Origin of the sequence: Kitasatospora sp. NPDC056731 (genome assembly GCF_040687675.1) — a bacterium.
Classification (GTDB): Bacteria; Actinomycetota; Actinomycetes; order Streptomycetales; family Streptomycetaceae; genus Kitasatospora.
Window position 1 is genome coordinate 13272 of record NZ_JBFBNR010000050.1, and the last position, 24057, is coordinate 37328.

Annotated in this window: 1 protein-coding gene; it reads left to right on the forward strand. The window is 75.2% G+C overall.

The genetic code is table 11. The features are described 5' to 3' along the window. The first annotated feature begins 6 nt into the window (after nt 1-6). The gene (locus AB0R04_RS33125; RefSeq protein ID WP_363377309.1) at nt 7-24054 is read left to right on the forward strand and encodes a non-ribosomal peptide synthase/polyketide synthase; all 24048 of its coding nucleotides are present in this window, start codon (nt 7-9) and stop codon (nt 24052-24054) included. The last annotated feature ends 3 nt before the right edge of the window (nt 24055-24057 follow it).

The window sequence follows — 24057 nt, forward strand, 5'->3', positions numbered from 1 at the left end:
ACCCCCATGTCCCGTCGCGACGGCGACACCCTTCCCCTGACAGCGGCCCAGCGCGAGATCTGGCTGGCCGAACAACGGGCCCGCACGGCGATTCCGGCCTACCGCATCGGCGAGTACCTGGAGATCCACGGGCCGGTCGACCCGGACCTGTTCGCGACCGCGCTGCGCCGCGTCGTCGACGAGGTCGACGCCCTGCACGTGCGCTTCGTCGACGGCGCCGAGGGCCCGCACCAGGTCGTCCGCGCGCACACGCGGTGGAAGCCCGCGCGGGTCGACGTCAGCGGGGAGGCCGCGCCGCTCGCGGCGGCCCGGGAGTGGATGGACCGGGACCGGCTCCGGCCGCTGGACCTCGCCCGGGACCCGCTGTTCCGCTACGCGCTGATCACCCTGGCACCGGACCGGTCCGTCTTCTACCAGAGCTACCACCACCTGGTGATGGACGGGTTCGGGTACTCCGCCGTGGGCCGGCGGGTGGCGCAGGTGTACACGGCGCTCGCCGAGGGGCGGCCGGTGCCGCCGTCCCCGTTCGGCTCGCTGGACGAGCTGGTCGCCAGTGACGCGGCCTACCGCGACTCGGAGCAGTACCTCGCCGACCGTGCCTACTGGACCGGACGGTTCGCCGACCGGCCCGCGCCGACCCGGCTGTCGGACCGCCTGCCGGGCGGCCCGTCCGCCCGGTTCCGGCGCACCCCGCCGGCCGGAGCGTTGCGCCCCGAGGCGCTGCGCGCCGCGGCACAGCGGACGGGCGTCCGCTGGTCCCGGGTCGTGCTCGCGGCGACCGCGCTGTACGCACACCGGCTGACCGGGGACCGGGACGTGCTGCTCGGCCTGCCCGTCACCGGCCGGGTGGGCGACCCGGTGCTGGCGGCGACGCCCGGCGTGGTGTCGAACCTCGTGCCGCTGCGTCTGTCGGTGCGGCCTGACCTGCCGTGGTCGGAACTGGTCGAGCAGGTGGACCGGGAAGTCGCCGCCGCGCTGGCGCACCAGCGGTACCGCAGCGAGGACCTGCTCCGGGACCTCGGGCAGGCCGGCACGATCGAGACGGCGTTCCCGCTGATCGTCAACATCATGTCCTTCGACTCCGAACCGAGCTTCGCCGGGCACCCCGCCACGGTGTACGCGCCCCTGGGCACCTCCGCCAACGACTTGGCGGTCTGGGCCGTGGGCGGGCGCGACGAGCACGGTCCGAGGATCGAGCTCGGGGCCTACGCGCAGGTGTGCACGGAGGACGAACTCCTCGCCCACCAGCGGCGGTTGCTCGCCCTGCTGGACACCCTCGCGGACTGCGACCCGCAGCAGCCGCTCGGCCGCATCGGCCTGGTCGGGGCCGACGAGCAGCGTGAACTGCTGGCCCTCGGCACCAGCAACGGTTCCGGTTCCGACACCGGCATCATGACGGAAGCCCCCGCGGCCCTGCTGCCCGAGCACTTCCGGGCCCGGGTGCGCGAGACGCCGGGCGCCGTCGCCGTGGTGTCCGGCGAGGAAACGCTGACGTACGCCGAACTCGACGCCCGCGCCAACCGCCTGGCGCACGCCCTGATCGCCCGGGGCGCCGGGCCCGAGCGGTCGGTGGCGCTGGCCCTGCCGCGCTCGGCCGCGCTGGTGGTGGCGATCCTGGCCGTGCTGAAGACCGGGGCGGCCTACCTCCCGGTGGATCCGGAGCACCCGGCCGCCCGGATCACGTACCTGCTCGACGACGCCCGGCCGGTGCTGCTGGTGACCGACGCCCGCACCGCCGGCCGGCTGCCCGGATCCGGCCCCGCCGAGCGGCTGGTGCTCGACGACCCGGCCACCGCCGCCCGGCTCGCCGACGGCCCGGCGGCGGACCCCGCGGTGGCCGTCGACCCGCGCCACCCCGCCCAGCTCGTCTACACCTCCGGCTCCACCGGGCGGCCCAAGGGCGTGGCGTCGACACACGGCGCCCTGGCGCACCTCTTCGTCCACCAGTGGCGGGAACTGTTCCAGCCGCTGCTCGGGGACGGTGCCCGGGTGGCCCTGACCACCTCGGCGGCGTTCGACGCCTCCTGGGACCAGCTCTTCGGCCTCTTCGCCGGACACCAGCTGCACCTCCCCGGCCTGGACACCTGGGCGGACCCGGACGCCTTCGTCGACTACGCCGTGCGGCACCGGATCGACTTCGTCAACGCCACCCCGTCCTATCTGCACCTCCTGCTCTCGCACGGCCTGCTGAGCAACGCGCAGCACCGCCCGGCGGTGCTCGTGGCGGGCGGCGAGGCCGTCCCCGACCAGCTGTGGGCGCAGCTGCGGGACGCCGACGGCGTGGCCTGCTTCAACTTCTACGGGCCGTCCGAGTGCACCGTCGACGCGGCCGTCGCGCCGGTGGCGTCGAGCCCGCGCCCGGTGATCGGCCGCCCCGTCGCGGGCGCCCGGCTGTACGTGCTGGACACCGCGCTGCGGCCGGTGCCCACCGGGGTGCCGGGCGAGCTGTACATCGCCGGTGCGGGCCTCGCCCGCGGCTACCTCGACCGGCCCGGTCTGACCGCCGGGCGGTTCGTCGCCGACCCGTACGGTCCGGCGGGCGCCCGCATGTACCGCACCGGCGACCGGGTGCGGTGGGGCGCGGACGCCCACCTGGAGTTCCTCGGCCGGGCGGACGACCAGGTGAAGATCCGGGGCTTCCGGGTCGAGCCGGGCGAGGTCGAGGCCGCGCTCGCCACCCACCCCCGGGTCGCGCAGAGCGCCGTGGTGGCCCGGACCGAGGACGAAGTCCGGCTGGTCGCCTACGTCGTCCCGACCGCAGGGGAGCGGGTCGAGCCGGACGGGCTCCGCGCCCACCTGCGCGAACGGCTGCCGGAGTACCTGGTGCCCGGCGCGTTCGTGCTGCTGGACGGGCTCCCGCTGACGCCCACCGGCAAGCTCGACCGCCGGGCGCTCCCGGCCCCCGGCCCGGCGCCGGCCACCGCCGGACGGGCCCCGCGCAGCGCGGCCGAGCAGGTGCTCGCCGGCCTCTTCGCCGACGTCCTCGGCGTGTCCGGGGTCGGGGCGGACGACAGCTTCTTCGACCTCGGCGGGCACTCACTGCTGGCCACCCGGCTGATCGCCCGGGCCCGCTCGGTGCTCGGCGTGGAGCTGGCCCTGGCCGACCTGTTCGACGCGCCGACCGTCGCGGGCCTGGCGGCGGCCGTGGACCGGGCCGGCCGGGCGCGGCCCGCGCTGTCGCGACGCGAGCGGCCCGCCACGGTGCCGCTGTCCTTCGCGCAGCGCCGGCTGTGGTTCCTGCACAGCATGGAGGGGCCCGGCGCCACCTACAACGTGCCGCTGGCCCTGCGGCTGTCCGGGCACCTCGACCGGCGGGCCCTGGAAGCCGCACTGGCCGACGTCGTCGAGCGGCACGAGAGCCTGCGCACCGTCTTCCCGGTGGTCGACGGCGAGCCGTGCCAGCGGGTGCTGGACCCCGACGCCGCCCGGCCCCGGCTGCGCGTCACCGCGGTCGCCGCGGGCGACCTGCCGCAGCGGCTGGCGGAGGCGGCCCGGCACGGCTTCGACCTGGCGGCCGAACCCCCGCTGCGCACCGAGCTGTTCGAGCTGGGCGCGGACGAGCACGCGCTGCTGCTGGTGGTGCACCACATCGCGGGCGACGGCTGGTCGATGGGCCCGCTGGCGCGGGACCTGACCGCCGCGTACGCCGCACGGGCGGCGGGCGGGAAGCCCGAGTGGGCCCGACTGCCCGTCCAGTACGCCGACTACACCCTGTGGCAGCGGGAGCTGCTCGGCGCGGAGAGCGACCCGGACAGCCTCCAGAGCCGGCAGCTCGCCTCCTGGTCGCAGCGGCTCGCGGGGCTGCCGGAACAGACCGAGCTGCCCTTCGACCGGCCCCGGCCGGCCGCGATGTCCTTCCGGGGAGCGCAACTGCCGGTCCGGCTCGACGCCGACCTGCACCAGGGCCTGCGCGAGCTCGCCCGGGGCGGCGGCGCCAGCCTGTTCATGGTGCTCCAGGCCGGGCTGGCCGCCCTGCTCGGCAAGCTCGGCGCCGGCACCGACGTACCGATCGGCACCCCGATCGCCGGGCGCACCGACGAGGCCGTGGACGAGCTGGTCGGGTTCTTCGTCAACACCCTGGTGCTGCGCACCGACCTGACCGGCGACCCGACCTTCGCCGAACTGCTGGGCCGGGTCCGGGCCGGCGCGCTGGCCGCGTACGCCCACCAGGACCTGCCGTTCGAGCAGCTGGTGGAGGCGGTGAACCCGACCAGGTCGCTCGCCCACCACCCGCTCTTCCAGACCATGCTCGCCCTGCAGAACGCGCCCACGGGCACCTTCGACCTGCCTGAGCTCCAGGTGACCAGCGAACTGGTCGCCACCGGAACCGCCAAGTGCGACCTGACCTTCATCCTGACCGAACGGCCCGGCGAGGACGGCCTGTCGGGCGTGCTGGAGTACAGCACCGACCTCTTCGACGCGGCCACCGCGGCGGACCTCGTCGAACGCTGGCTGCGTCTGCTGCGGGCCGTGGCCGCCGACCCGGGCCGCCGGATCGGCCGGATCGACGTGCTGTCGCCGGACGAGCTGCGCGAACTGCTGCCGTCCTCGGCGGGTGCCGAGGACGACACTCCGCAGAGCACCATCACCGCGCTCGTCGAGGAGCGGGTGCGGGCCGACCCGGCGGCGGTCGCGGTGGTGTGCGGCGAGGCCGCGCTGACGTACGGCGAGCTGAACGCCCGGGCCAACCGGCTCGCGCACGCGCTGATCGAGCGGGGTGTGGGGCCGGAGCAGCTCGTCGCCCTGGCGCTGCCGCGCTCGGCCGAGCTGGTGGTGGCCGTCCTGGCCGTCCTCAAGGCCGGCGCCGCGTACCTGCCGGTGGACCCGCAGTACCCGGCGGCCCGGATCTCCTACCTGCTCCAGGACGCCTGCCCCGCACTGCTGTTGACGACTCGTCAGATCGGCGACCTGCCCGGCGCGGAGTCCGTGGACCGGCTCCTGCTGGACACCGCCGACCTGGACGGCCTGCCGGACACGGACCCCGCCGTCGCCGTCGACCCGGGCCACCCGGCGTACGTCATCTACACCTCGGGCTCCACCGGCAACCCCAAGGGCGTGGTGGTCCCGCACCGCAACGTGGTGCGGCTGTTCGGCACCACGCGGGCGCTGTTCGACTTCTCCGCCGAGGACGTCTGGACGCTCTTCCACTCCTACGCCTTCGACTTCTCGGTCTGGGAACTGTGGGGCCCGCTGCTGTACGGCGGCCGGCTGGTGGTCGTGGACTACGAGACCAGCCGCTCGCCCGGCCGGTTCCTGGAGCTCCTCGCCCGCGAGCGGGTGACGGTGCTCAACCAGACGCCGTCCGCCTTCTACCAGCTGATGCAGGCCGACGCCGAGAACCCGCGCGAACTCGCCCTGCGGACCGTCGTGTTCGGCGGCGAGGCCCTGGAACCCGCCCGCCTGGCGCCCTGGTACGAACGGCACCCGGACGACGCGCCGCGGCTGGTCAACATGTACGGCATCACCGAGACCACCGTGCACGTCACCTACGCCGCGCTCGACCGCTCGGCCGCGACCGCGGGGGCGGCCAGCGTGGTCGGCGCCGCCATCCCCGACCTGCGCGCCTACGTGCTGGACCCCCACCTGCGGCCGGTGGCCCCGGGCGTGGCGGGCGAGCTGTACGTGGCGGGCGCCGGGCTGGCGCGCGGCTACCTGAACCGGCCGGGCCTGACCGCCGGGCGGTTCGTCGCCGACCCGTACGGGCCGGCGGGCAGCCGGATGTACCGCAGCGGCGACGTGGTGCGCCGGACCACGGAAGGCAGCCTGAGCTTCGTCGGCCGGGCCGACCAGCAGGTGAAGGTCCGCGGCTTCCGGATCGAGCTCGGCGAGATCGAGGCGGCCCTGGCCGCGCACCCCGGCGTCGCCCAGGCCGCCGTCCTCGCCCGGCAGGACCGCGCCGACGACACCCGCCTGGTCGGCTACCTGGTGCCCGCCGCCGACACGGCCCCGCGCTCGGCCGAGCTGCGCGCGTACCTGCGCGAGCGGCTGCCGGAGTACATGGTGCCCTCGGCGTTCGTCGAGTTGGACGCGCTGCCGCTGACCACCAACGGCAAACTCGACCGTCGGGCGCTGCCCGCACCGGAACTCGTCTCGGCGGGAGCGGGAGCCGGCCGCGCACCGCGCACCCCGCAGGAGCAGATCCTCTGCGAGCTGTTCGCCGAGGTCCTCGGGGTGGCCGAGGCCGGCGTCGAGGACAGCTTCTTCGACCTCGGCGGGCACTCCCTGCTCGCCACCCGGCTGGCCGCCCGGGTCCGCGCGACCCTCGGGGTCGAGCTGGAGCTGCGCACCCTGTTCGAATCCCCGACCCCGGCCGCGCTGGCCGCCGCCCTCGTCGGCGCCCGCCGCGCCCAGCTGGCCCTGGCGCCCTACCCGCGCCCGGAGCAGACCCCGCTGTCGTTCGCCCAGCGCCGGCTGTGGTTCCTGCACCAGCTGGAGGGCGCCAGCGCCAACTACAACGTCCCGCTGGCCTGGCGGCTGACCGGACCGCTCGACCGCGAGGCGCTCACAGCGGCGCTGGCGGACGTGGTGGCCCGGCACGAGAGCCTGCGCACGCTCTTCCCGGCCGTGGACGGCGTGCCGTACCAGCAGGTGCTGGACGTCGTGGCGGCCCGCCCCCGGCTGCACCTGCGCCGCACCACCGAAGCGGAGCTGGACGCGGCCCTGGCCACGGCGCTGGCCTGCCGGTTCGACCTGGGGACGGACCTGCCGCTGCACACCGAGCTGTTCGAACTGGCGCCGGACGAGCACGTCCTGCTGCTGGTGGTCCACCACATCGCGGGCGACGGCTGGTCGCTCGGCCCGCTGGCGCAGAACCTCACCGCCGCCTACGCGGCGCGCCGCCGAGGCGAGGAGCCGTCCTGGGAGGCGCTGGCCGTCCAGTACGCCGACTACACGCTGTGGCAGCACGAGCTGCTGGGCGACGCCGCCGACCGGGACAGCCTGTTCGCCCGGCAGGCGGACTACTGGACCGGGCAGCTCGCCGGCCTGCCGGAGCAGCTCCAGCTGCCCACCGACCGGCCCCGCCCCGCACTGGCCTCGCACCGGGGCGACTTCGTGCGCACCGGACTGGACGCGCAGCTGCACCAGGGCCTGCGCGAGCTCGCCCGCGCGCACGGCACCAGCCTCTTCATGGTGCTCCAGGCGGGGCTCTCGGCCCTGCTCAGCAAGCTGGGCGCGGGCGAGGACATCCCCGTCGGCAGTCTGATCGCGGGCCGGACGGACCAGGCGCTGGACGAGCTGGTCGGGTTCTTCGTCAACACGCTGGTGCTGCGCACCGACACGAGCGGGGACCCGACCTTCGCCGAGCTGCTCGGCCGCGTCCGGGACACCGCGCTGGCCGGCTACGCCCACCAGGAGCTGCCGTTCGAGTACCTGGTCGAGGCCCTCAACCCGGCCCGGTCGCTGTCCCACCACCCGCTGTTCCAGGTCATGCTGGTGCTCCAGAACGCCCCGAGGGCCGACTTCGCCCCGCCCGGACTGGAGACCGGCGAGGTCAAACTGACCACGACCACCTCCAAGCTCGACCTGATCTTCTCGATGTCCGAGCGGCACTCCGAGGACGGCGCCCCCGAGGGGATCGACGGATTCGTCGAGTACGCCTGCGACCTGTACGACCGGGCGACCGTCGAGACGGTGATCGCGCGGTGGGTGCGCCTGCTCACGGCGGCGGTCGCCGACCCCCGGCGACGGCTCAGCCGGCTCGACCTGCTCTCCGCCGAGGAGCGGCGCACACTGCTGCCGGGCCCGGTACCTGCGGAGACGGCCGAGCCCACCGGGCTGCCCGCGCTGTTCGAGGCCAGGACGCGGGAGCGGCCGGACGCGGTCGCCGTGGTGAGCGGTGACCACACCCTGACCTACCGGGAGCTGAACGCCCGGGCCAACCGGCTCGCGCACGCGCTCATCGGCCGGGGTGTGGGGCCGGAGCAACTGGTGGCACTGGCCCTGCCGCGCTCGGCCGAGCTGGTGGTCGCCGTCCTCGCCGTGCTCAAGACCGGCGCCGCGTACCTCCCGGTAGACCCGGACTACCCGGCCGCCCGCATCGCCCACCTGCTCGACGACGCCCGGCCCGTGCTGCTCCTGACGGACCGCCGCAGCGGCGACCTGCCGGGCGCGGACGGGGTCGACCGGCTCCTGCTGGACACCGCCGATCTGGACGGCCTGCCGGACACGGACCCCGCGGTCGCCGTCGCGCCCGACAGCGCCGCCTACGTCATCTACACCTCCGGATCCACCGGGAAGCCCAAGGGCGTGGTGGTCCCGCACCGCAACGTGGTGCGGCTGTTCGACGCCACCCGGCACTGGTTCGGCTTCTCCGCCGAGGACGTCTGGACGCTCTTCCACTCCTACGCCTTCGACTTCTCGGTGTGGGAGATCTGGGGCCCGCTGCTGCACGGCGGCCGACTGGTCGTGGTGCCGTTCGACGTCACCCGCGCACCGGAGCGGTTCCTGGAGCTCCTCGCCCGCGAGCGGGTGACAGTGCTCAACCAGACGCCGTCCGCCTTCTACCAGCTGATGCAGGCCGACGCCGAGCACCCGCGCGAACTCGTCCTGCGCACGGTGGTGTTCGGCGGCGAGGCCCTGGAACCCGCCCGCCTGGCGCCCTGGTTCGAGCGGCACCCGGACGGCGCGCCGCGACTGGTCAACATGTACGGCATCACCGAGACCACCGTGCACGTCACCTACGCGGAACTGGACGGCGCGCACACCTCCGGCCAGGCGAGCGTCATCGGCACCGCGATCCCCGACCTGCGCGCCCACGTGCTCGACGCGTACCTCCAGCCGGTGCCCCCCGGGGTCGTCGGCGAGCTGTACGTGGCGGGCGCCGGTCTGGCGCGCGGCTACCTGAACCGGCCGGGCCTGACGGCGGGCCGCTTCGTCGCCGACCCGTACGGGCCGGCGGGCAGCCGGATGTACCGCAGCGGGGACCTCGTGCGCCGACGCGCGGACAGCGCGCTGGAGTACGCGGGCCGGGCGGACGACCAGGTGAAGGTGCGCGGCTTCCGGATCGAGCTCGGCGAGATCGAGGCGGCCCTGGCGGAGCACCCGCAGATCCGCCAGGTCGCGGTGGTCGCCCGGCAGGACCGCGCCGACGACACCCGGCTGGTCGCCTACCTGGTGCCCGTGGCCGGGGCGGCCGCCGAGCCGGACGAGCTCCGCGCCCACCTGCGCGAGCGGCTGCCGGACCACATGGTGCCGGCCGCGTACGTCGCCCTCGACGCCCTGCCGCTGACCGGCAACGGCAAGCTCGACCGGCGCGCCCTGCCCGAGCCCGACACCACCGGCGCCCCGGCCGGCCGGGCTCCGCACACCCCGCAGGAACACGTCCTCGCCGGACTGTTCGCGGAGGTGCTGGGGGTGTCCCAGGTCGGCGCCGACGACGACTTCTTCGCCCTCGGCGGGCACTCCCTGCTCGCCACCCGGCTGGTGGCCCGCGTGCGCGCGACCCTGGGCGTGGAGCTGGAGCTGCGCAGCCTGTTCGAGACCCCGACGGTGGCCGGGCTGGCCGCCGGCCTGGGCGGGGCCGGCCGGGCACGGCTCGCCCTGGGCCGCGCGGAGCGGCCCGACCGCGTGCCGCTGTCGTACGCGCAGCGGCGGCTGTGGTTCGTCGACCAGCTGGAGGGCGCCAGCGCGATGTACCACATCCCGCTGGCCTGGCGCCTGACCGGCGACCTGGACCAGGACGCGCTGCGGGCGGCGCTCGGGGACGTCGTCGCCCGCCACGAGAGCCTGCGCACGGCCTTCCCCCAGACCGACGGCGTGCCGTACCAGCAGGTCCTGGACGCCGAGACGGCCCGGCCGCACCTGGCCGCCACCTTGACCGACGAGGCGGGCCTGCCCCAGGCGCTGACCGAGGCCGTGGGCCGCGGATTCGACCTGGCGGCCGAACCGCCCGTGCGCGCCGAACTGTTCGAACTGGCGGCGGACGCGTACGTGCTGCTCGTGGTGATCCACCACATCGCGGGCGATGCCTGGTCGCTGGGCCTGGTGTCCGCCGACCTGTCCACCGCGTACGCGGCGCGGCTGCGCGGCGAGGAACCGGCCTGGGCGGACCTGCCGGTGCAGTACGCCGACTACACCCTGTGGCACGACCGGCTGCTCGGGGACCGCACCGACCCGGAGAGCCTGTTCGCCCGGCAGGCGGACTACTGGACCGGGCAGCTGGCCGGCCTGCCGGAGCAGATCCGGCTGCCCGCTGACCGGCCCCGCCCCACGGCGCTCTCCAGCCGGGGCGGACACCTCGCCGTCGAGCTGGACGCCGAACTGCACGAGGCGCTGGTCCGCCTGGGCCGCGAGCGCGGCGCGAGCGTGTTCATGGTGCTCCAGGCGGGGCTCTCGGCCCTGCTCGGCAAGCTGGGTGCGGGTGAGGACATCCCCATCGGGAGCCTGATCGCGGGCCGGACGGACCAGGCGCTGGACGAGCTGATCGGGTTCTTCGTCAACACGCTGGTGCTGCGCACCGACACGAGCGGGGACCCGACCTTCGCCGAGCTGCTCGGCCGCGTCCGGGACACCGCGCTGGCCGCGTACGCCCACCAGGAGCTGCCGTTCGAGCACCTGGTCGAGGCCCTCAACCCGGCCCGCTCGCTCGCCCGTCAGCCGCTGTTCCAGACGCTGCTCGCGCTGCAGAACGCGCCGCGCTCCGCCTTCGAACTGCCCGGCCTGGCCACCGAGATCGTGCTGGTGCAGTCGCCCACCGCGATGTTCGACCTCTCCTTCCACCTGCTGGAGCGCGGCGGCACCGGCGGGGCGCCGGAGGGCATCATCGGCCACGTCGAGTACGCCACCGACCTGTTCGACCGGGCCACGGTGGAGGCTCTGCTCGCCCGCTGGCTGCGGCTGCTCGCGGTGGCGGCGGCCGAGCCGGACCGGCCGCTGAGCCGGATCGACGTCCTCACCGCCGAGGAACGGCACGAACTGCTGGCCGGGCGCAACGACACCGGGTGCCCGTATCCCGGCACCGGCCCGGCCGCGCTGTTCGAGGCGCAGGCCAGGGCCACCCCGGCGGCCGAGGCGGTGGTGTTCGAGGACACCGTGCTCACCTACCGGGAGCTGAACGCCCGCGCCAACCGGCTGGCCCACGCGCTCATCGGGCGCGGGGTGGGGCCGGAGCAGATCGTCGCTCTGCGGCTGCCGCGCTCGGCCGAGCTGGTGGTGGCCGTCCTCGCGGTGCTCAAGACCGGCGCCGCGTACCTGCCGGTCGACCCGGACTACCCGGCGGCCCGCATCGCGTACATGCTGGAGGACGCCCGGCCGGCCGTGGTGCTCGACGACCTCGCGGCCGTCGACGCGCCCGAGGCGTACCCGGACACCGACCCGCTGGTCGCACCGGACGCCCGGCACCCGGCGTACGTCATCTACACGTCCGGCTCGACCGGCCGGCCCAAGGGCGTGGTGATGCCCTCCGGCGCCCTGACGAACCTGCTGCACTGGCACCACCGCGCCGTCGGCGGCGGGACGGGCACGCGCACCGCGCAGTTCACCGCGCTCAGCTTCGACGTCTCGGTGCAGGAGATGCTCTCCGCGCTGCTGTTCGGCAAGACCCTGGTGGTGCCGACCGACGAGCAGCGCCGCAGTGCCGAACTCCTCGCCCGGTGGCTGGAGCACCACCGGGTGGCGGAGCTCTTCGCCCCCAACCTGGTGATCGAGGCACTGGCGGAGGCGGCCGAGGAACACGGGCGGGACCTGCCGGACCTGCGGCTGATCGCGCAGGCCGGCGAGGCGATGCGCCTCGGCGGCGGCCTGCGGCGCCTCCAGGCCCGCGGGCCCGGCCGGGTGCTGCACAATCACTACGGCCCCGCCGAGACCCACGTGATCACCGCCTTCCCGCTGCCGGCCGACCCCGCCGACTGCCCGCTGCCGGTGCCGATCGGCCGCCCGATCGCCAACAGCCGGGCGTACGTGCTGGATGCGGCCCTGCGGCCGGTCGCCCCCGGCGTCACGGGCGAGCTGTACCTGGCCGGGGCCGGGCTGGCGCGCGGCTACCTGAACCGGCCGTCCCTGACGGCGGGTCGGTTCGTCGCCTGCCCGTTCGGGGCGGATGGCGACCGGATGTACCGCACCGGGGACCTGGTGCGCTGGCGCGCCGACGGCGAGCTGGAGTTCGCCGGCCGGGCGGACCACCAGGTGAAGGTGCGCGGCTTCCGGGTCGAGCCCGGCGAGATCGAGGCGGCCCTGGCCGCCCACCCCGGCGTGGCCCAGGTCGCGGTGCTCGCCCGCGAGGACCGGCCGGGCGACACCAGGATCGTCGCCTACGTCGTACCCGCGGCCGAGACCGGGACCACGGCGCCGGTGCTGGCGTCGTACCTGCGCGAGCGGCTCCCGGACTACCTGGTGCCGTCGGTGTTCGTGGTGTTGGCGGCGCTGCCGTTGACGCCGAACGGGAAGTTGGACCGGGCGGCGCTGCCGGCGCCGGAGGCGGGGTCGGTCGGGGTCGGTCGGGCGGCGCGGACGCCGCAGGAGCAGATCCTGTGCGAGCTGTTCGCGGAGGTGCTGGGCCGGGGCCAGGTCGGTGTCGACGACGACTTCTTCGACCTGGGCGGGCACTCGCTGCTGGCCACCCGACTGGTCTCCCGGGTCCGGGCGACCCTCGGGGTCGAGCTGGAGCTGCGCCGCCTGTTCCGGACGCCGACACCGGCCGGGCTCGCGGCCGGCCTGCACGACGCCGCCACCGCACGGCAGGCGCTGGTGCCCCGGCCGCGCCGGGAACCGCTCCCGCTGTCCTTCGCGCAACGCCGCCTGTGGTTCCTGCACCAGTTCGGGGCGCCCAGCGCGACCTACCACATGCCGCTGGCGCTGCGGCTGACCGGCGACCTCGACCAGGAGGCGCTGGGAGCAGCGCTGACGGACGTGGTGGCGCGGCACGAGAGCCTGCGCACGGTGTTCCCGCACACCGAGGGCGTCCCGCGCCAGCGCGTGCTGAGCGCCGCGGAGGCCACCATCCGGATCCCGGTGCGCCGGGCCGGCGAGTCGGAGCTGCCGGGGCTGCTGAGCGAGGCGGCGGTGCGCGCCTTCGACCTGACGGCGGACCTGCCCGTCCGGGCGCAGCTGTTCACGCTCGCCCCCGACGAGCACGTCCTGCTCGTCGTCCTGCACCACATCGCCGGCGACGGCTGGTCGATGAGCCCGCTCTCCCGCGACCTCGCGACCGCGTACACCGCCCGCCGGCGCGGCGACGCCCCGGGCTGGGCGCCGCTGCCGGTGAGCTACGCGGACTACACCGTGTGGCAGCACGAGATCCTCGGCGAGGAGTCCGACGCGGACAGCGCGTTCGCCCGCCAGGTCGGCTACTGGAGCCAAGCGCTCGCCGGGCTTCCCGAGCAGCTCGCGCTGCCCGTCGACCGGCCCCGGCCGGCGGTCATGACCTACGGCGGCGACCTGCTGGACATCCGGCTGCCCGCCGAACTGCACGCGGGGCTGGCCGAGTTGGCCCGGCGGTCCGGGAGCAGTCTGTTCATGGTGCTCCAGGCGGGCCTGGCGGCGCTGTTCACCCGGCTCGGTGCGGGGACGGACATCCCGATCGGCAGCCCGATCGCGGGCCGGACCGACGAGGCGCTGGACGAGCTGGTCGGGTTCTTCGTCAACGCGCTGGTGCTGCGCACCGACACGAGCGGCGACCCGAGCTTCCTCGAACTGCTGGGCCGGGTGCGGGAGACGACGCTGTCGGCCTTCGCGCACCAGGACGTGCCGTTCGAGCACCTGGTGGAGGCGCTGAACCCGGCGCGGTCGATGTCGCTCCACCCGCTCTTCCAGACCGTACTGGCCCTGCAGAACGCGCCGATGGGCGACTTCGAGCTGCCCGGGCTGACGGTCTCCGGGGTGCCGGTGCCGACCGGGACCTCGCGGGTCGACCTGACCTTCGGCCTCGCGGAGAACCGCGGGCCCGACGGCACGCCGGCCGGGCTGACCGGTGCGGTCGAGTACAGCACCGACCTCTTCGACCGGGGGACGGTCGAGGCCCTGGTCGCCCGCTGGACCAGGCTGCTGGCGGCGGTCGCCGCCGATCCGGACCGGCCGATCGGTGCGATCGACCTGCTGGACGAGCGGGAGCGCGGGGAACTCCTGCCCGCCGCCGAGCCCGGGGTGGCCGGGGTGAGCCTGCCGGAGGCGTTCGCGGCGCAGGTGGCGGCGACGCCGGACGCGCTCGCGCTGACCGACGGGACAGTAGAGCTGACGTATCGTCAACTTGATGTCTGGGCAGGCCAGTTCGCGCATGCGCTGATCGCCCGCGGGGTCGGTCCGGAGCAGGTCGTGGCGGTGGCGTTGCCGCGTTCGGTGGAGTCGGTGGTGGCCGTGCTGGGTGTCCTGAAGGCCGGTGCCGCGTACCTGCCGGTGGACCCGTCGTACCCGGCGGCGCGGATCGCGTACATGCTGGAGGACGCCCGCCCGGTACTGGTGGTCGACGATCCGGCGCTGGTCGCCGAGGTGTGCGAGGTGTGCGAGGCGTCCGCCTGGCCGGACACCGATCCGGTGGTCGCGCTCGACGTCCGGCACCCGGCCTACGTGATCTACACCTCGGGTTCGACCGGCCGCCCCAAGGGCGTTGTGGTCTCCCACGGCGGTGTGTCGGGTCTGGTGGCGGCGCAGGTCGAGCGGCTCGGCCTGGCGGCGGGCAGCCGGGTGCTCCAGTTCGCCTCGCCCAGCTTCGACGCGTCGTTCTGGGACCTGTGCAGCGCCCTGCTGACGGGCGCCGCCCTCGTGCTCGCCCCGTCCGAGGCCCCGCTGGAGGCCCTGACGGACCGCCGGCTCGACGTCACCCATGTGACCCTGCCGCCCTCGGCCCTGGCCGCGCTGGACGGCGCCGACCTCGCGGCCGCCACCCTGGTGGTCGCGGGCGAGGCCTGCCCGCCGGAGCTGGTGGCGCGCTGGGCCCCGGGGCGCCGGATGGTCAATGCGTACGGCCCGACGGAGACGACGGTGTGCGCGACGATGAGCGACCCGCTGGCGGCGGGCACCGGCGTGCCGCCGATCGGCCGGCCGGTCGCGGGCTTCCGGGTGTACGTGCTGGACGAGCGGCTGGGCCTGGTGCCGCCGGGCGTCGCGGGGGAGCTGTACGTCGCGGGGCCGGGGCTGGCGCGCGGCTACCTGAACCGGCCGGGCCTGACGGCGGGTCGGTTCGTCGCCTGCCCGTTCGAGGCGGGCAGCCGGATGTACCGCACCGGGGACGTGGTGCGCCGCCGGACCGACGGCGAGTTGGAGTACGTCGGCCGGGCGGACCAGCAGGTGAAGGTGCGCGGCTTCCGGGTCGAGCCCGGCGAGATCGAGGCGGCCCTGGCTGCGCACCCCGCCGTCGCCCAGGCCGCGGTCCTCGCCGACGGCGACCGGCTCGTCGGCTACGTGGCCCAGCGCCCCGGCGCCGACGCTCGCCCGGCGGTACTGGCGTCGTACCTGCGGGAGCGGCTGCCCGACTACCTGGTGCCGTCGGTGTTCGTGGTGTTGGCGGGGCTGCCGCTGACGCCGAACGGGAAGTTGGACCGGGCGGCGCTGCCGGCGCCTGTCCCTGCGCCGGAGGCGGGTGCGGTCGGGGTCGGTCGGGCGGCGCGGACGCCGCAGGAGCAGATCCTGTGCGAGCTGTTCGCGGAGGTGCTCGGCCGGGGCCAGGTCGGTGTCGACGACGACTTCTTCGACCTGGGCGGGCACTCGCTGCTGGCCACCCGACTGGTCTCCCGCGTCCGTTCGGCCCTGGGGGCCGAGGTCGGGCTGCGCGCGCTCTTCGAGGCGCCGACGGTGGCCGGCCTGGCGGCACGGCTCACCGAGGCCGACCGGGCGCGGCCCGCACTGGCGCCGTACGAGCGGCCGCAGACGGTACCGCTGTCGTTCGCGCAGCGCCGCCTGTGGTTCCTGCACCGGATGGACGGAGCCGCCGCGGCCTACCACATCCCGCTGGCGCTGCGGCTGACCGGAACGCTGGACCGCAAGGCGCTGGAGGACGCGCTGGCCGAGGTCGTCGCCCGGCACGAGAGCCTGCGGACGGTCTTCCCGGAGCTCGACGCCGTGCCGTGCCAGCGGGTCCTCGACCCCGGAGCGGCCCGGCCCCGGGTGCGGGTGACCGAAGCCCGGGAGGACGAGCTGCCGCAACGGCTCGCCCACGCGGCACGGCTCCCCTTCGACCTCGCGGCGGAACCGCCGCTGCGCGCCGAACTGTTCGCGCTCGCGGAGAAGACCGACGAGCACGTGCTACTGCTGGTCATGCACCACATCGCCGGTGACGGCTGGTCCACCGGCCCGCTCGCCCGCGACCTCGCCGAGGCCTACGCCGCCCGGTGCCAGGGCCGCGCGGCGGACCGCGACGCCCTGCCGGTGCAGTACGCCGACTACACGCTCTGGCAGCGCGAGCTGCTCGGAGACCCGGAGGACCCGGACAGCCGGTTCGCCGGACAACTCCGCTACTGGACCGAGCAGTTGGACCGCCTTCCGGAGCGGATCCCGCTGCCCGCCGACCGGTCCCGGCCGGCCGTCGCCGGCTACCGGGGCGCCGCCTTCGGCCTTGAGCTGACCCCCGAACTGCACGCGGGGCTGGCCGAGTTGGCCCGGCGGTCCGGGAGCAGCCTGTTCATGGTGCTGCAGGCGGCGCTGGCGGCGTTGTACACGCGGCTCGGCGCGGGGACGGACATCCCGATCGGCAGCCCGATCGCGGGCCGCACCGACGAGGCGCTGGACGACCTGGTCGGGTTCTTCGTCAACACGCTGGTGCTGCGCACCGACACGAGCGGCGACCCGACCTTCGGCGAACTGCTGGAGCGGGTGCGGGAGACCGCGCTCGCCGCCTACGCCCACCAGGACGTGCCGTTCGAGCACCTGGTGGAGGTGCTGAACCCGTCCCGCTCGCTCGCGCACCACCCGCTGTTCCAGACGATCCTCGCCGTGCAGAACGCGCCGATGGGCGAGTTCACGCTGCCCGGCCTCCAGGTGTCCGCCTTCGCCGTGCCGACCGGGACGGCCAAGTTCGACCTCGGCTTCAACCTGAGCGAGCGGTTCGGCCCCGACGGCAGCCCGGACGGGATCGTCGGCGTGGTCGAGTACGCCACCGACCTGTTCGACCGGGACACGGTCGCCGCCCTCGCCCGGCGCTGGACGCTCCTGCTGGAGACGGTCACCGCCGATCCGGACCGGACGATCGGGGGGATCGACCTCCTCGACTCCGACGAGCGGAACCGGCTGCTGGAGCGCGGCAACGCGACCGCCCGCGAGGTGGCCGCCGTGCCGGTGCCGCAGGCCTTCGCGGTACAGGTGGCGGCGACGCCGGACGCGCTCGCCCTGGTGTCCGGTGGTGCCGAGTTGACGTACCGCGAGCTGAACTCCCGGGCGAACCGGTTCGCGCATGCGCTGATCGCCCGTGGGGTCGGGCCGGAGCAGGTCGTGGCGGTGGCGCTGCCGCGTTCGGTGGAGTCGGTGGTGGCCGTCCTGGGTGTCCTGAAGGCCGGTGCCGCGTACCTGCCGGTGGACCCGTCGTACCCGGCGGCGCGGATCGCGTACATGCTGGAGGACGCCCGCCCGGCGCTGGTGGTCGACGATCCGGCGCTGGTCGCCAAGGCCTCCGAGGCCGCCGAGGCCTCCGAGTGGCCGGACACGGATCCCGTGGTCGCTCTCGATGTCCGGCACCCGGCCTACGTGATCTACACCTCGGGTTCGACCGGCCGCCCCAAGGGCGTTGTGGTCTCCCACGGCGGTGTGGCCAGTCTGGTCGCCGCCCAGATCGAGCGGTTCGCGATCGAACCCGACAGCCGGGTGCTTCAGTTCGCTTCGCCCAGCTTCGACGCCTCGGTGTCGGAGATCTTCACCGCGCTGCTGTGCGGCGCGGCCCTGGTGCTGCCGTCGGCGGCGGAGCCGGTTGCCGCGCTGACCGATCCGGGGCTCGCGGTCACCCACGTGACCGTGCCGCCGTCGGTCCTGGCGGCCGTGCCGGAGGGCGCGGTGACGGTGTCGACCCTGGTGGTGGCGGGCGAGGCGTGCCCGCCGGAGCTGGTGGCGCGCTGGGCGCCCGGGCGCCGGATGGTCAACGCGTACGGCCCGACGGAGACGACGGTGTGCGCGACGATGAGCGACCCGCTGTCCCCGGGGGCGGGCGTGCCGCCGATCGGGCGGCCGATCGCCAACGCGCGGGTGTACGTGCTGGACGAGCGGCTGCGGCCGGTGCCGCCCGGCGTGCCCGGCGAGCTGTACGTCGCCGGCGCGGGCCTGGCGCGCGGCTACCTGAACCGCCCGTCCCTGACGGCGGGCCGCTTCGTCGCCTGCCCGTTCGAGGCGGGCAGCCGGATGTACCGCACCGGAGACGTGGTGCGCTGGCTGGGCGACGGTCAGCTGGAGTACGTCGGCCGCGCCGACGACCAGGTGAAGGTGCGCGGCTTCCGGGTCGAGCCCGGAGAGATCGAGTCGGCGTTGGCCGAGCACCCCGCCGTCGCCCGGGCCGCCGTCCTCGCCCAGGACGACCGGCTCATCGGCTACGTCGTCCCGCGCCGGGACACCGGCCGCGACGGCAGCCGCGAAGCCGACCACGTGGGCGAGTGGCGGGACATCTACGACGCCCTGCCGATCACCCCCGAGGAAACCGCCTTCGGCCAGAACTTCGTCGGCTGGAACAGCAGTTACGACGCGAGCCCGATCCCCGTCGAGCAGATGCGGGAATGGCGGGACGCGACCGTCTCCCGCATCCTGGCCCTGCGCCCCCGCCGGGTGCTGGAGGTCGGCGTCGGCACCGGTCTGCTGCTCTCGCAGATCGCGCCGCACTGCGAGACCTACTGGGCGACCGACTTCTCCGCCACCGCGATCGACGCGCTGGCCACCCAGGTCGCCCGGCAGGAACAGCTGGCCGGACGCGTCGTGCTGCACACCCGCCCGGCGCACGACACCGACGGCCTGCCCGTCGGGCAGTTCGACACCATCGTCATCAACTCGGTGGTGCAGTACTTCCCGTCCGCCGACTACCTCGCCGACGTGATCCGGAAGCTGATGGGGCTGCTCGCCCCCGGCGGCGCGCTCTTCGTCGGCGACGTCCGCAACCTGCGGCTGCTGCGCCCGCTGGCCACCGCCGTCCAACTCCACCGGGCCGCCGACGGCGCCGACCTGCCCGCCGTGCGGCGCGCGGTGGAGCAGTCCCTGCTGGTGGAGAAGGAGCTCCTGGTCGACCCGGACTTCTTCACCGTCCTGCGGGAGAACGGCGCGGACGTCGGCGCGGTGGCCGTGGAGGTCAAGCGGGGCCGCCACCACAACGAGCTGACCCGCTACCGCTACGACGTCACCCTGCGCAAGCGGCCCGCCGCCCCGGCGGAGGGCGACGAGCCGGTCGAACTCCGCTGGGGCCGGGACGTGGCCGCCCTGCCGGAGCTGTGCGAGCTCCTCGGACGGCACGACGGCCGCCGGGTCCGGATCACCGGGGCACCCAACCGCCGCGTGGTCCGCGAGGCGGCCCTGGCCCGGGCCGTGCAGGAGGAGGACCTCCCGCTCGGGCCGCTGCTGGAGCGGCTGCGCGCCCCGCAGGAGGACGCGGCGCCCGATCCCGAGGACTTCCACACCCTCGGGGACGCGCTCGGCCGCCGGGTGTCCGTCACCTGGTCGGCCACCGGCCCGGACGCCCTGGACGTGCTCTTCGGCGGCGCACCCGACGGCGCACCCGACCGCACACCCGGCGACGCCCCGGCCGAGGCGTACCGGCCCACCCGGGGCGCGGGCGCGGCGCTGTCCGCGCTCACCAACCGCCCGGCCGGAAAGCGCGGCGCCCCGGCCCTCGCCGCCGAACTCCGGGGCTGGCTGGGCGCCCGGCTGCCCGACTACCTGGTGCCGTCGGCGTTCGTGGTGCTGGACGCGCTGCCGCTGACCGCCAACGGCAAGCTCGACCGCCGCGCGCTGCCCGCCCCCGACCTCGGGGCGGCCGCCGGCGGCCGGGCGCCGCGCACCCCGCAGGAGCAGCTGCTCGCCGAACTCTTCGCCGACGTGCTCGGCCTGCCCCACGTCGGCGTCGAGGACAGCTTCTTCGACCTCGGCGGCCACTCGCTGCTGGCGACCCGCCTGGCCTCCCGGGTCCGGGCCGTCCTCGGCGCCGAACTGGAGATCCGGACGCTGTTCGAGCACCCGACCGTGGCCGCCCTGGCGGGCCGCCTCGACGGGTCCGTCACCGAGCGGCCCGCGTTGACCGCCCGCCCGCGCCCCGACCGGCTCCCGCTGTCCTTCGCCCAGCGCCGCCTGTGGTTCCTGCACCGCATGGACGGGCCGAGCGCCACCTACAACATGCCGCTCGCCCTGCGGCTGACCGGCGACCTCGACCGGGAGGCGCTGGCCGCAGCGCTGGCGGACGTGGTCGCCCGGCACGAGAGCCTGCGCACCGTCCTGCGGGAGACGGACGGGGCGCCCCACCAGCAGGTGCTGGGCGCGGACGAGGCGCACCCGCCGCTGCCGGTGGTCGAGCTCGACGAGAGCCGGCTGGCCGACCGGCTCGCCGAGGCGGCCCGGCGCGGCTTCGACCTGGCCGCCGAGCCGCCGATCCGGGCGGAGCTCTACGCGCTCGCCCCCGGGCGGCACGTCCTGCTCGTCGTGGTGCACCACATCGCCGCCGACGGCTGGTCGATGGGCCCGCTCTCCAGGGACCTGGCCACCGCCTACGCGGCCCGCTGCCAGGGCGGGGCACCGCAGTGGTCCCCGCTGTCGGTCCAGTACGCCGACTACACCCTGTGGCAGCGCGACCTGCTCGGCGAGGCCGCCGACCGGGGCAGCCTGTTCACCCGGCAGCTCGGCTACTGGAAGGAGGAGCTGGCGGGCCTGCCGGACCAGGTGCGGCTGCCCGCGGACCGGCCCCGGCCGGCCGAGGCCTCCCAGCGCGGCGGCCGGATCGAGGTCCGGCTCGACGAGGACCTGCACCAGGACCTGCGGGCCCTCGCCACCGCGCACGGCGCCAGCATGTTCATGGTGCTCCAGGCCGGCCTCGCCGCCCTGCTCACCCGGCTCGGCGCCGGCACCGACATCCCGATCGGCAGCCCCATCGCCGGACGCACCGACCAGGCGCTGGACGATCTCGTCGGGTTCTTCGTCAACACGCTGGTGCTGCGCACCGATACCGCAGGCGACCCGGGCTTCGCCGAACTCGTCGGCCGGGTGCGGCAGAAGGCGCTGGCCGCCTACGCCCACCAGGACGTGCCGTTCGAGTACCTGGTCGAGGCCGTCAACCCCACCCGGTCGCTGGCCCACCACCCGCTGTTCCAGGTCATGCTCGGCCTGCAGAACGCCCCGGCGGGGGAGTTCACCCTGCCGGGCCTGGAGACCGCCCACCTGGAGGCCCCCACCGGCACCGCCCGCGTCGACCTGACCGTCAGCCTGGCCGAGCAGTACGGCCCGGACGGCAGCCCGGCCGGCGTGCTCGGCGCGGTCGAGTACGCGACCGACCTGTTCGACCCGGCCACCGTGGAGCTGCTGTTCGCCCGCTGGGTGCGGCTGCTGCGCGCGGCCGCCGCCGAGCCGGACCAGCCGATCGGCCGGCTCGACCTGCTGTCCGGCGAGGAACGCCGCGAACTGCTGGTCGAGTTCAACCGGACCGACGCCGAACTGCCCGAGGCCGCCCTGCCGGAGCTGTTCGCCCGCCGGGTGCGGGCCACGCCGGACGCGGTCGCGGTCGTCGCGGACGGCGCCGAACTGACCTACCGGGAGCTCGACGGGCGGGCCAACCGCCTGGCCCGGGCCCTGATCGGCCAGGGCGTGCGGCCGGAGACCCCGGTCGCGGTGCTGCTGGAGCGCTCGGCGGACCTCGTCGTCGCGATCCTGGCGATCGTCAAGGCCGGCGGCGCGTACGTCCCGCTCGATCCGCGGTTCCCGTCCTCCCGGATCGACCTGATCCTCCGGGAGACCGGCGCGGCCCTGGTGCTCACCGAGGACGTGCTGACCGCGCTGAGCCAGGCCGAGCCCGACGGATCCGACCCGCAGATCCCGTGCGATCCACGGCAGTTGGCGTACGTGATGTACACCTCCGGCTCGACCGGCCGGCCGAAGGGCATCGGGGTGACCCACCGGGACGTCGCGAGCTTGGCGTTGGACCCGTGCTGGGCGAACGGCAGTCATCGGCGCGTCCTGATGCACTCCCCGACCGCCTTCGACGCCTCGACCTACGAGATGTGGACGCCGCTGCTCGGTGGCGGTCGGGTCGTCGTCGCGCCGGCCGGCCAGCTGGAGGTCGGCACGCTGGCGCGGACCATCAGCCGGCACGACGTCACGGGGCTGTTCCTGACGGTCGGGCTGTTCCAGCTGGTGGCCGAGCAGCAGCCGGACTGCTTCACGGGGGTGCGCGAGGTGTGGACGGGCGGCGACGTGGTGTCGCCGGCCGCGGTCGCCAGGGTGATGGGGGCGTGCCCGGGGACCGCGGTGGTCCACGTCTACGGGCCGACCGAGACCACCACCTTCGCGATGTCCCAACCCTTGAGCACACCGCCCGACCTCGCCCGCGCCCTTCCGCTCGGCCGGCCGATGGCGAACATGCGGGTCTACGTGCTCGACGCGGGGCTGCGACCGGTGCCGCCGGGCGTGGCCGGCGAGCTGTACCTCGCCGGGGCGGGCGTGGCCCGGGGCTACCCGGCCCGGCCCGGCCTGACCGCGGAGCGGTTCGTCGCGAACCCGTACGGGCCCGAAGGGCAGCGCATGTACCGCACCGGGGACCTCGTCCGGTGGCTGCCCGGCGGTGTCCTGGAGTTCGTCGGCCGCGCCGACGAGCAGGTCAAGCTGCGCGGGTTCCGGATCGAGCCCGGCGAGGTCGAGGCCCTCCTCGCCGCCTGCCCGGGCGTGGCCCAGGCGGCCGTCGTCGCCCGCGAGGACCGGCCGGGCGACAAGCGCCTGGTCGCCTACCTGGTGCCCGCCGCCGAGGGCGCGCCCGCGCCGGACGGCCTCGCCCGCCGGCTCGGCCGCGAACTGCCCGAGTACATGGTGCCGTCGGCCTTCGTCACCCTCGACGCGCTGCCGCTGACCGCCAACGGCAAGCTGGACCGGGCCGCGCTGCCCGCACCCGAGTCCGAGGCGACGGGCGCCGGCCGAGGCCCGCGCACCCCGCAGGAGCAGCTGCTGTGCTCCCTGTTCGCCGAGATCCTCGGCCGGGAGCAGGTCCACCTCGACGACAGCTTCTTCGATCTCGGGGGGCACTCGCTGCTGGCCGCCCGCCTGGTCTCGCGCATCCGCGAGACGCTGGGCGTCCCGGTGGGCCTGCGCACCCTGTTCGAGGCCCCCACCGTGGCCGGTCTGACCAGCCGGCTGGCCATGGACGACGCCGAGGACGCCTTCGACGTGCTGCTGCCCCTGCGGTCCACCGGCACCCGCCCGCCGCTGTTCTGCATCCACCCCGGCGGCGGCATCAGCTGGTCCTACTCCGGTCTGCTGAACCACATCGGCCCGGAGTACCCGGTGTACGCGATCCAGGCACGTGGTCTCGCGCACGCAGAGGCCCTGCCGACGTCGTACGAGGAGATGGCGGCCGACTACGCCGACCAGATCCGCAAGGTCCAGGCCGACGGCCCGTACCGGCTGCTCGGCTGGTCCGCCGGCGGGCTGATCGCCCACGCGATCGCCTGCGAGCTCCAGGCCCGCGGCGAGCGCACCGAACTGCTGGCGGCCCTCGACGCCTACCCGGTCAAGGACGTGGTGCTCGACGACTCCGCCGTGCCCACCGAGCGGGACGTGCTCGTCGGCATCCTCGACTGCGACCCCGCCGAACTGGGCGAGGGGCCGCTGTCCTACACCGAGGTCGCCGAGATCCTCCGCCGTCGGGGCAGCGCCCTGGCGCACCTGGACGAACGGCGCATCGAGGCCGTCGTCCGGATCATGATCAACAATGCCGAGCTGGCGGTCGCCCACGCCCCCGGCCGGTTCGAGGGGGACCTGCTGCTGTTCAACTCCACGATCGACCGCACCGAGGACTCGGCCGGCGCCGGCACCTGGCGCCCGTACGTCACCGGTCGGATCGACTCGCACGACATCACCACCCGCCACGACCGGATGACCCAGCCGGGCTCGCTGGCCCAGATCGGACCGATCGTGGCCGCCCGCCTCGCCGAGGTCACCGGCGACACCGCCCTTTCCCACCAGGAGGACTGACCC

Coding starts and splice junctions, on each gene's coding strand:
- AB0R04_RS33125 (WP_363377309.1), top strand. CDS start 7: ATGTCCCGTCGCGACGGCGACACCCTTCCCCTGACAGCGGCCCAGCGC.